At 46.6% G+C, this 9,303-nt stretch carries 8 protein-coding genes; 6 read left to right on the top strand and 2 right to left on the bottom strand.

Annotation, left to right across the window (positions count from 1 at the left end; translation table 11 throughout):
* The first annotated feature begins 52 nt into the window (after window positions 1-52).
* On the top strand, window positions 53-217 hold the full coding sequence (locus tag QUB37_RS25875; protein ID WP_333167597.1) for a hypothetical protein: 165 nt from the start codon (window positions 53-55) through the stop codon (window positions 215-217).
* Window positions 218-443: 226 nt separating this feature from the next.
* Here the strand turns inward: QUB37_RS25875 and QUB37_RS25870 are convergent, their stop codons facing one another.
* Entirely contained in the window at window positions 444-1,265 is an 822-nt protein-coding gene (locus QUB37_RS25870) for an SDR family NAD(P)-dependent oxidoreductase (RefSeq protein WP_333039678.1), read from the bottom strand.
* Window positions 1,266-2,018: 753 nt separating this feature from the next.
* Window positions 2,019-3,452, bottom strand: coding sequence for a carotenoid oxygenase family protein (locus QUB37_RS25865; protein ID WP_333167595.1), 1,434 nt, complete (start codon window positions 3,450-3,452; stop codon window positions 2,019-2,021).
* A 73-nt stretch (window positions 3,453-3,525) separates the two neighbouring features.
* Between QUB37_RS25865 and QUB37_RS25860 the strand changes: the two genes are divergently transcribed.
* The 5 genes from QUB37_RS25860 to QUB37_RS25840 all read left to right on the top strand — a co-directional run bounded on the left by QUB37_RS25860 (window position 3,526) and on the right by QUB37_RS25840 (window position 9,270).
* Complete coding sequence (locus QUB37_RS25860) at window positions 3,526-4,542, top strand: LD-carboxypeptidase (protein ID WP_333167601.1); 1,017 nt, start codon at window positions 3,526-3,528, stop codon at window positions 4,540-4,542.
* Between the two features lie 103 nt (window positions 4,543-4,645).
* On the top strand, window positions 4,646-5,410 hold the full coding sequence (locus QUB37_RS25855) for a class I SAM-dependent methyltransferase (protein WP_333167593.1): 765 nt from the start codon (window positions 4,646-4,648) through the stop codon (window positions 5,408-5,410).
* Window positions 5,411-5,631: 221 nt separating this feature from the next.
* Entirely contained in the window at window positions 5,632-6,633 is a 1,002-nt protein-coding gene (locus tag QUB37_RS25850) for a cytochrome c oxidase subunit II (RefSeq protein ID WP_333167591.1), read from the top strand.
* Between the two features lie 78 nt (window positions 6,634-6,711).
* On the top strand, window positions 6,712-8,517 hold the full coding sequence (gene ctaD, locus QUB37_RS25845) for a cytochrome c oxidase subunit I (RefSeq protein ID WP_333167589.1): 1,806 nt from the start codon (window positions 6,712-6,714) through the stop codon (window positions 8,515-8,517).
* Window positions 8,518-8,646: 129 nt separating this feature from the next.
* On the top strand, window positions 8,647-9,270 hold the full coding sequence (locus QUB37_RS25840) for a heme-copper oxidase subunit III (protein WP_333167587.1): 624 nt from the start codon (window positions 8,647-8,649) through the stop codon (window positions 9,268-9,270).
* Window positions 9,271-9,303 lie beyond the last annotated feature (33 nt).

The raw sequence follows: 9,303 nt of genomic DNA, 5'->3' as shown, positions 1-9,303 counted from the left end.
AAAGCCTTTTAAGTGGACATATAAGGGTAAAGTCTTGGCGGCCTAATAGTCTGTGTATTTACGCCGAGCTGTACTAGCGGCTTCTGTGCGGGGGCTTCCTCTCATGGGTTACATTATTCTTTATCGGGCGATAGACAGTGGAATTGAAATTATCAGGGTGGTGAGGGGAGAACGGGATTTACCATCGCTATTTTCTGATGAGGATGAGCATCCATGATATTACCAACAGTCAGCGACAAGACAGTCGTGTCCCTACCCCCATTAATTGTAGGGACACGGCACTGCCGTGTCCTCTATATTATTCCGATGCAAACGGAAACGATATGACTAACAGTTAGAGTGTTTGCCAAATGTAAGGTGCGCTTAGGAACGGGCAAGATGCCCGTTCCACAAAGAATGAGTTTTCTTGTGGGGTAGGCCCGAAAGCCCGCCCATAAAAGGGTTTATCGCCCGCTAGCTAAAGCCTCCCGCAATTTGCGGCCCCGCGATTTATCCCGAAGTTCTGGAGTTGCCATCCGCAACACAAAATCCAGCAACCAAGGCGCAATTCGGTGACACCAAACTGCTAGATGACTTTGCCATCCTACCAAGATTTCCGGCGCATCTTTGTGCAATCCCGCGACAAGTGCTAGGGCAACTTTTTCGGGAGTTGTGGGCACTACCCACCGGAATTGTTCCAAGTCTCGCACCATGTCGGTATCTGTTAGAGATGGCAGCAAAGCTGTGACTCGAACATTGTACTGAGTTAACTCGCTACGCAAAGCTTGGGTGAATCCCAAAATGGCAAATTTGGTAGCAGAATAAGTCGCCATTGTCGGAGCGGCAATTTTGCCCATTAAGCTGGAAACATTGACAATTGTTCCCTCTTTTTGAGTCGCCATTCGCCGAGCTATCAAGCGGGTAATTGTGTAGGTTCCGAGCAAGTTTAAGGCGATTTCTTCCTCGATTAACGGCAGCGGGGAACGCAAGAATGATGCTTGGTGGGCGACGCCTGCACAGTTGACTAGCAGGTGAATCGGGCCGCAATCTCGCCAAGCTTGGGCGATCGCAATATTTACCGCTACTGACTGAGTTAAATCCAAAGCTAACGGCACTACTTCTGTGCCAAAAAGATCGATTTCCTCTGCCAGTTCAATTAATTGCTTGCGGTTGCGCGCCACAATCAACAAACGTTTGACTCCTTGTCTCGCTAATTCCAGGGCGATCGATCGCCCAATTCCGCGCGAAGCTCCTGTAACAAGAGCTGTTTTTCCTTGAAGTTGCATAGATTAAACCTTTTGGTAGATGCTCACTGCGGCACGGAGTTATGAGTTGTGAGTTGTGAATTATTAGCTATGAGTTGGATGTTTTGGCGGTAACAACTCATAATTCATAATTGTTGAAAAGGCTATCTTGTTCCGATAGACCTCATTTACTTGTGGGGTTAACTCAAAACTAAAAACTTTTGAATCGCTAACGTGCGCGTGAGCTGAACTAAACTTTTGGTTTGCCAGAAATCAGTTAATTATCTGGTCTTTTAACCTCATGCCAGCAGACAAAGCTGAGATGGGCAAACCTAGTCATGAATCCTGGCCAAGCGGGCTTTATTACCGCTTTTATTCAGTTCGCGGAGGCGCACTTAGCCTGTGTAGCCGCGAATAAACTGGCCGGGGATTGGTGATCCGCGAATTTGTCATTTACCGGGGTTGGAGAACCCCTCTTTGTTCAGTCCGTGAAGGCGGACTTTGCCTGTGTAGCTGCGAGTAAACTGGCCGGGAATATTCGCCGGGATTGGTTATTCGCCAGGGCTTAATTACCCCTCTTTTTTTAGTCCGCAGAGGCAGACGATATCCTGTGCAACCGCGACTTACAATCGCCGGGGATTCGTGCGAATTGGCACAGGATAATTGAGCAATGCAGATTATCAATTCCACACCTCCTAGATATGAGAATTTCCTATCTACACACACCTTAACAACTTGACAGAGAAGCGGCAACAATTTTTAATAAATCTTCCGCAACACTTCTTTACAATTTTCTCATACTGCCGATTTCCAAGTGCCGTGAAAGCCCAAAGGTATGACACCGGGCAATTCTAGCTTGCAAACAGGTTCGCGGGAAAGTCCGTCGCTGTCAAATATCCAGACTTCGCTGCTGTCAGAATTGCCGTCGTAAATAACTGTTACTATCCAACCTTTCTCCGAGGAAATATCTGGAACGTATATGGGTTCAGCAGGATAGCGATTTTCGCCACAGTCGGCAATTGTGAGATTGCGGGTTTGCGTGTCCAAACGGGCGATCGCGCCATAACGTTCCCGTACAATATCAACGTCAGGCCGATACATTGCCAGATAAATATATCGCGAGTCTTGCCCTATTTCTGAAGCAGGTACGATCGGAAATTCGCAAGGTTGATCCAACAATTCTTCGGCTGCTGTCACTTTCCCCGTCTGAGGATTGAGATGCACCCGCCACAGAGTCCCCTCCGCATCGGTGCGAGTTTCACCCGCCGCTACTTCTTTCAGCCGCTGATTAGTTTGAAAGTCAGCGAAGCGCACAAAATCTACAGCCACCGAACCATCTTCCTTGACAAAACCGTTAGCAAAATGCCACTGAAACCAAGAATCGGTTTCGCCGCGACTAACTAAAGAGAGAGTTTCAGAGTCAACAACTAATATCTGCGTTCCTAACTCGGGTTTCCATTCAAAAGACTCGCTGTAACTGCTAATTCCAGCTAAAACTGGTAAAGGTTTTAGCCGCATCGGTGGCACAAAAAATATGAGATACTTCCCTGCAAAAACAAAATCGTGGATCATCGGAATTCCATCTAAAGCAACTGTTGCTTTTTGGAATATTTTGCCTGTACTATCGCTTTTATAGAGATTCAACTTTGTACTAGCACCCTGTGTAATTCCAAAGTTAAAAATATTCCCAGTAATCGGGTCGCGCTTGCAGTGAGCTGAATAAGAAGATCCGCTCTCTAAACTTCCTAAATCGTCCGTTCCCTGAGTTTCCAGAGTTTGCAAATCGAGGCTGTGAGGCAAGCCGCCTTCCCACAAAGCTAAAAGGCGATCTGGCAAAGCTAAAACTGAAGTATTGGCAGCATTTTTAACAGATTTAGTCCACCGCAACCACGCAGGCACCGGTGCTGTCATGCCATAATTACTGTAGAGAAATTTATCAGCTTTTTCCTCAGCTTGATATCCCGCTGTCTGCACGTAGCGATAAACAGCAGCAGCACCGGCATCGGTAAAATGTACCGCCAAAATTGCACCGTCGCCATCAAACCAGTGTCCCGCAGCAACACCGCCGCGTTCCAAACGTGCGGGCCCGTTACGGTAGAGAGTGCCGCGCAATCCTGCGGGAATTTTACCGCTTTTAATGAATAGCTGAGTCAGCGGAAACTCTGCAGCAGGACGGGCTAAAGCTTGAGCCCAAGATTTTTTAGCTGAGATTTTAGTGTCGGTTTTCATTGTAAACTCGCAATTTTAAACTGATATGGCAGAGATTTTGCTATACAATTATAGCAAAAATTACCTAACAGCTATGACTCTCCGCCGCCGCGCTCTGCTCACAACTTTTGGGCTGACTGCTATTGGTACTCAGCTTTTGCCGCTCGCCCAAACTAATCTATCTCCCCAAAGTGCGATCGTTAAGCCGCGCCGCCTGCAAATCGGCGACACAGTAGCTTTAATCAATCCTGCTGCTTTCAACTACAAAAAAGAAATCGAGGACTTTTTTAAAGTTATCGAAAAGCTGGGTTTAAAAGTTAAATTGGGAGAGCATTTTTACGATCGCTACGGCTATTTAGCCGGCAAGGATGCCGATCGCGCCGCCGATGTCAACGCAGCCTTTGCCGATGACTCAGTGCGAGCTATTTTTACCGGGATGGGCGGCTGGGGCTGCGGTCGGATATTGCCACTCCTAGATTACAATATTATCGGCAACAATCCCAAAATTATTATGGGATTCAGCGATATTACCGCGCTGTTATTGGCGATTTATGCTAAAACTAATAGAGTTACTTTTCACGGCCCGTTAGGTGCGTCAACTTGGAGTCCCTTTACAGTAGATTACGTCAAAAAAGTTTTGTTTGACGGAGGTTCTGTGACGATGCAAAACTCCAAAAGCGTGCAAGTTCAAACAATCGGGCGGGGCACAGCTAGGGGAAAACTAATCGGCGGCAATTTATCAGTAATCGCAGCAATGGTGGGTTCTGCATATTTACCGCAGTGGGAAAACAGTATTTTGTTTGTCGAGGAAGTTGGCGAAGAAGTTTATCGCATCGATAGAATGTTGACGCAGCTTAAATTAGCGGGCATTCTTGATAAAATATCAGGTTTTATTTTCGGACAATGTACCAAGTGCGAAGCTGAAAAACCCCAAGAGTCCCTAACCTTGCCTCAAGTCTTATCTGACCACATTCGCCCTTTAAATATTCCCGCGTGGTATGGTTCAATGGTGGGACACATCCGGGAACAGTTCACTTTGCCGATCGGCCAAGAAGTCGAAATCGACGCTGACTCTGGTACAATTAAATTGTTAGAATCCGCTGTCAGCTAAATCTTGAACTCTTCTGGATATTACCGAGGCAGAGCCTCTGGATCTGCGTTTCTCGGCAGAGCCAGGGAACGAGAAATAAATTAAACACAAAATTAGAAATATCGTGAAAAAAATCGCACAATTCATTAAACCCTTAACAGTGATAATATTGACAATTCTTTGCATCTTGCCGCTCAATGCCTGTGCTGCGGCAGAAGCAAGTAAAACCGCCAATGACGACCAAATTTATCAGCAGCGAACAGTCCACAATCCAGACGGCATCGGCAAATTTTACATGGGTCGAGAAATTGCCCAAGTCATGGGATATCAAGGCGCTAGTTGGCTAGAAAGACCGTCTCGCGGCATGGAAGAAAAATCAGCTCGATTAGTCAACAATCTCGATTTAAAACCCACCGATATTGTAGCAGACATTGGAGCGGGAACGGGATATTTTAGCTTTCGCATCGCTCCCTTAGTTCCACAAGGAAAGGTTTTAGCAGTTGACGTGCAGCCGGAAATGATTAATTTTCTGGAATTGAATAAACAAGAAAAAAATATCGCTAACGTTGAGCCAGTTTTGGGCAGTATCGACAATCCGAATTTGCCGGAAAACAGCGTAGATTTAGTTGTGATGGTTGATGCTTATCACGAATTTGCATATCCCAGAGAAATGATGCAAGGAATTGTGAAAGCACTCAAACCGGGAGGCCGCACGGTATCGATCGAGTATCGCGGCGAAAACCCGTTGATTCCCATTAAAGGTTTGCACAAAATGACGCAGAAGCAGGTGAAAAAAGAAATGGCCGCCGTCGGTTTAGTATGGAAAGAGACAAAAGATATGTTGCCCCAGCAGCATTTGATGGTGTTTGAGAAAAAATCTCAAATTTAGCAGCCAAATAGAGCGATTCTCTACCATTTTTACTGAGTTTTGTCAAGGTACAAAAGACGTATTTTTGAGGCGCGCAGGCGATCGGTCAAAAATTCTAAGCCTTAAGTAACCCTTAAGAGAGACATTTTACTAAAAATACCATTTACAATTAAAAATTGATAACCCAGAGGCGCTTCCTTCATTTTTCAAGCGAAGAAGTGTCGCTATTAAGAAGTACCAGCGTGAACATTCCAAGTTCCATCCTCACCATGCTCGCCGGCATCGGAGTGACTCTGATCAGTCTCTGGTACGGGCAGAATCACGGTTTGATGCCGATCGCCGCCTCTGACGAAGCATCCGACATAGACGCACTTTTCAATACAATGATGACCATTTCCACTGGACTATTTATCATGGTCCAAGGAATTCTCATCGTTGCTGCAATTAAATATCGCCGCCGTCAAGGAGACAACACAGACGGGCCGCCTTGGCATGACAACTTTCCCTTAGAAATTCTTTGGACAGCCGTGCCAGCGGTGATTATTTTAGGAATCGGAGTCTACAGTTTTGAGATTTACAACTCAATGGGAGGCCTCGATCCGATGGGCAATCATGACCACGGCACGATGCAAGCGCACTCTAAAATGCGGGGAAGTGCGATCGCAGCCACACTCTCAGATACACCCCAAAACGCCCCTCAAATTCCGTCTAGAAAACTTGTTGCTCTAGGCGTCGGCGCTTCCCCAGAAAATGAAGACAAACCAGCAGACTTAGTTGTAAATGTCACAGGTTTGCAGTACGCCTGGATTTTTAGCTATCCAGAAAGCGGCGTTAGTTCTGGCGAACTGCATATGCCAGCAAACCGCGACGTACAGCTAAATATCTCAGCTCAAGACGTGCTGCACGCATTTTGGCTGCCGGAATTTCGCCTCAAACAAGATGCAATTCCCGGTCGGCCGAGCGAACTGAGATTTACACCAACTAAAACCGGCGAATACCGGGTTGTTTGTGCTGAATTGTGCGGCGCTTATCACGGAGCGATGAAAGCTGTAGCAGTCGTTCACACGCCCGAAGAATTTGACACTTGGCTGCAAAGCCAGCAAGTTGCTAGCAGTCAAAACTTAGAGCAAGCAGTTGCAGTCAATCCTGGGGAATTGTCAGACGGAGAATTTTTGGCTCCCTACGTCAGGGAAATAAAAATTAATTCCGAAGCCCTAGAACAACTTCACCCAACTCATCACTAAAAATAGTCATTAGTTCTGGCCACTGGGTATTTTATCCTGAGCTAATAACTAATGACTAATAACTAATGACTAATAACTATGACACAAGCACAGTTCCAAGAAAGTGCAAACACTGAGGCTCGCGGAACAGCGCCCGCCGATAGACATTGGCGCGACTACTTCACTTTTAATACCGACCACAAAGTCATCGGTATTCAATACCTGGTAACAACATTTATTTTCTATTTAATCGGCGGCGTGATGGCAACTTTGGTGCGAACAGAACTCGCCACCCCCGACTCCGATTTTGTCACCCCCGAACTCTACAACAGTTTATTTACTGTTCACGCGACGGTGATGATCTTCCTGTGGATCGTACCCGCCGGAGCCGGATTTGCTAACTTTTTGATCCCCTTAATGATTGGGGCAAAAGACATGGCATTTCCCAGGCTAAATGCCGTTGCCTTTTGGATGATTCCCGTAGGCGGCGTGTTGCTGTTGAGCAGTTTTTTGGTAGGAGCTCCGCAAGCGGGTTGGACATCCTATCCGCCTTTGAGCTTAGTTACTGCTCAAGCCGGAGAAGAAATTTGGATTCTCAGCGTTTTGATTCTGGGAACTTCTTCGATTTTGGGGGCGGTAAATTTTGCCATTACCATCTTTACGATGCGCGTTCCCAGCATGGGTCTCAATGATATGCCCTTGTTTTGCTGGGCGATGATTGCGACTTCAGCGTTGACTTTGATTGCTACTCCAGTCTTAGCCGCAGCTTTAATTTTGTTGTCGTTTGACTTGTTAGCAGGAACGGCATTTTTTAACCCGACCGGCAACGGCGATCCCATCGTCTACCAGCATTTATTCTGGTTTTATTCGCACCCGGCAGTTTACATTATGATTATGCCCTTTTTCGGGGTAATTTCAGAAGTTTTGCCGGTGCATTCCCGGAAGCCAATTTTTGGTTATTTGGCGATCGCATATTCTAGTCTCGCCATCAGCTTTTTGGGCTTGATCGTGTGGGCGCACCATATGTTTACCAGTGGCACTCCCGGCTGGCTGCGGATGTTTTTTATGATCACTACTATGATCATCGCCGTACCAACTGGGATTAAAATATTTAGCTGGTTGGCAACTATTTGGGGAGGCAAACTCCGGCTTGTCAGCGCCATGCTATTTGGGATGGGTTTTATCTCAACATTTGTTCTCGGCGGCATCACCGGGATCATGGTAGCTTCCGTACCTTTCGACATTCACGTTCACGACACTTATTTTGTCGTCGCTCACCTACACTACGTGCTGTTTGGCGGCTCAGTGTTTGGCATTTACGCTGCTTTTTACCACTGGTTCCCCAAAATGACGGGGCGGATGATTAATGAATTTTGGGGTAGAGTTCACTTTGTTTTAACCTATGTTGGCTTTACTGTAACTTTCCTGCCGATGCACGCTTTGGGGATGCAAGGAATGCCCCGGCGCGTGGCAATGTACGACCCGAAATTTACCACAATTAATGTGATTTGTACTGTCGGTGCTTATATGCTGGCAGTGTCTACAATCCCGTTTATCATTAATGTGATTTGGAGCTGGAGGTACGGCCCGAAAGCAGGTGACAATCCTTGGCAAGCTTTGAGTTTGGAATGGATGACGACTTCGCCGCCCCCCATCGAAAATTTTGAAGGAGTGCCGGTATTGGCAACGGGGCCTTACGATTACGGCATGGAAAAAATTCAGAATACAGGGGAACGTCTCAGACTCAAGCTGAGGGAAAATGCCACCCGCAACGCCCAGAAAACAGGTATTCCTATTGCGGAGGCTCAAGCTTCAACTTTCTTTGGCGGTACTGCCACTTTGGTAGCTCCTGAATCAGAGATAAATGTTGATTCTCCTGCTGATGAAAGTCAAGATGGCGAATAGTTATTAGTCATCAGGCATTAGTCATTGGGCATTGTGGACGGTTGACTGTTAACTAATGACTGATGACTAATGCCAACTGACAACTGACAACTGACAACTGACAACTGACTTCTTCATTACCAATTTCTTATGCAAATTCCAGCGATCGATCCGGCAAAAACAGCCCTGAATTACCACCACGAGGGCGAAGTAGAAGCACATGGTGTCGAGCATCCCGACCACCGAATGTTAGGTGTAATTGTGTTCCTGTGCGCTGAAGGCATGATATTTTTCGGTATGTTTGCGGCCTATTTGATTTATCGGGCGATGGCTCCCGCGTGGCCTCCTGAAGGTACGCCGGGGCGAGAGTTATTGCTGCCGGGAATTAACACGGTAATTCTGATTGCTAGCAGTTTCGTGATTCACAATGCTGATACTGCAATCAAAAAGAATGATGCCACCGGAATGCGGAATTGGTTGCTCGTAACTATTGCTATGGGCGCAGTTTTCTTGGCAGGTCAGGTTTACGAGTACACTCATTTAGAGTTTGGCTTGACGACGAATTTGTATGCCAGTTGCTTTTACGTTTTGACTGCTTTTCACGGCTTGCACGTTACGTTTGGAGTGCTGCTGATGGCCGGTGTGGTGTGGCGATCGCGCGTGCAAGGTCACTATTCTAGCGAGCACCACTTCGGCATCGAAGCGACTGAAATTTACTGGCACTTTGTCGATGTGATTTGGATTGTTTTGTTTCTGTTACTGTATATTTTGTGATCCCAGAGGCTTTTGGGCTTCTGCCACAAGAGA

It is taken from the genome of Microcoleus sp. AT3-A2, assembly GCF_036705685.1.
In the GTDB taxonomy this organism is placed as follows: Bacteria; Cyanobacteriota; Cyanobacteriia; order Cyanobacteriales; family Microcoleaceae; genus Microcoleus.
The sequence above is the reverse complement of the archived record's forward strand: the minus strand, read 5'-3'. Positions and strand labels throughout refer to the sequence as shown.

What these genes read in the sequence shown, in the direction of transcription:
- QUB37_RS25860 (WP_333167601.1), top strand. Translation starts at nt 3,526, where the DNA reads ATGACTCTCCGCCGCCGCGCTCTGCTCACAACTTTTGGGCTGACTGCT.
- ctaD (WP_333167589.1), top strand. Translation starts at nt 6,712, where the DNA reads ATGACACAAGCACAGTTCCAAGAAAGTGCAAACACTGAGGCTCGCGGA.
- QUB37_RS25840 (WP_333167587.1), top strand. Translation starts at nt 8,647, where the DNA reads ATGCAAATTCCAGCGATCGATCCGGCAAAAACAGCCCTGAATTACCAC.
- QUB37_RS25865 (WP_333167595.1), bottom strand. Translation starts at nt 3,452, where the DNA reads ATGAAAACCGACACTAAAATCTCAGCTAAAAAATCTTGGGCTCAAGCT.
- QUB37_RS25870 (WP_333039678.1), bottom strand. Translation starts at nt 1,265, where the DNA reads ATGCAACTTCAAGGAAAAACAGCTCTTGTTACAGGAGCTTCGCGCGGA.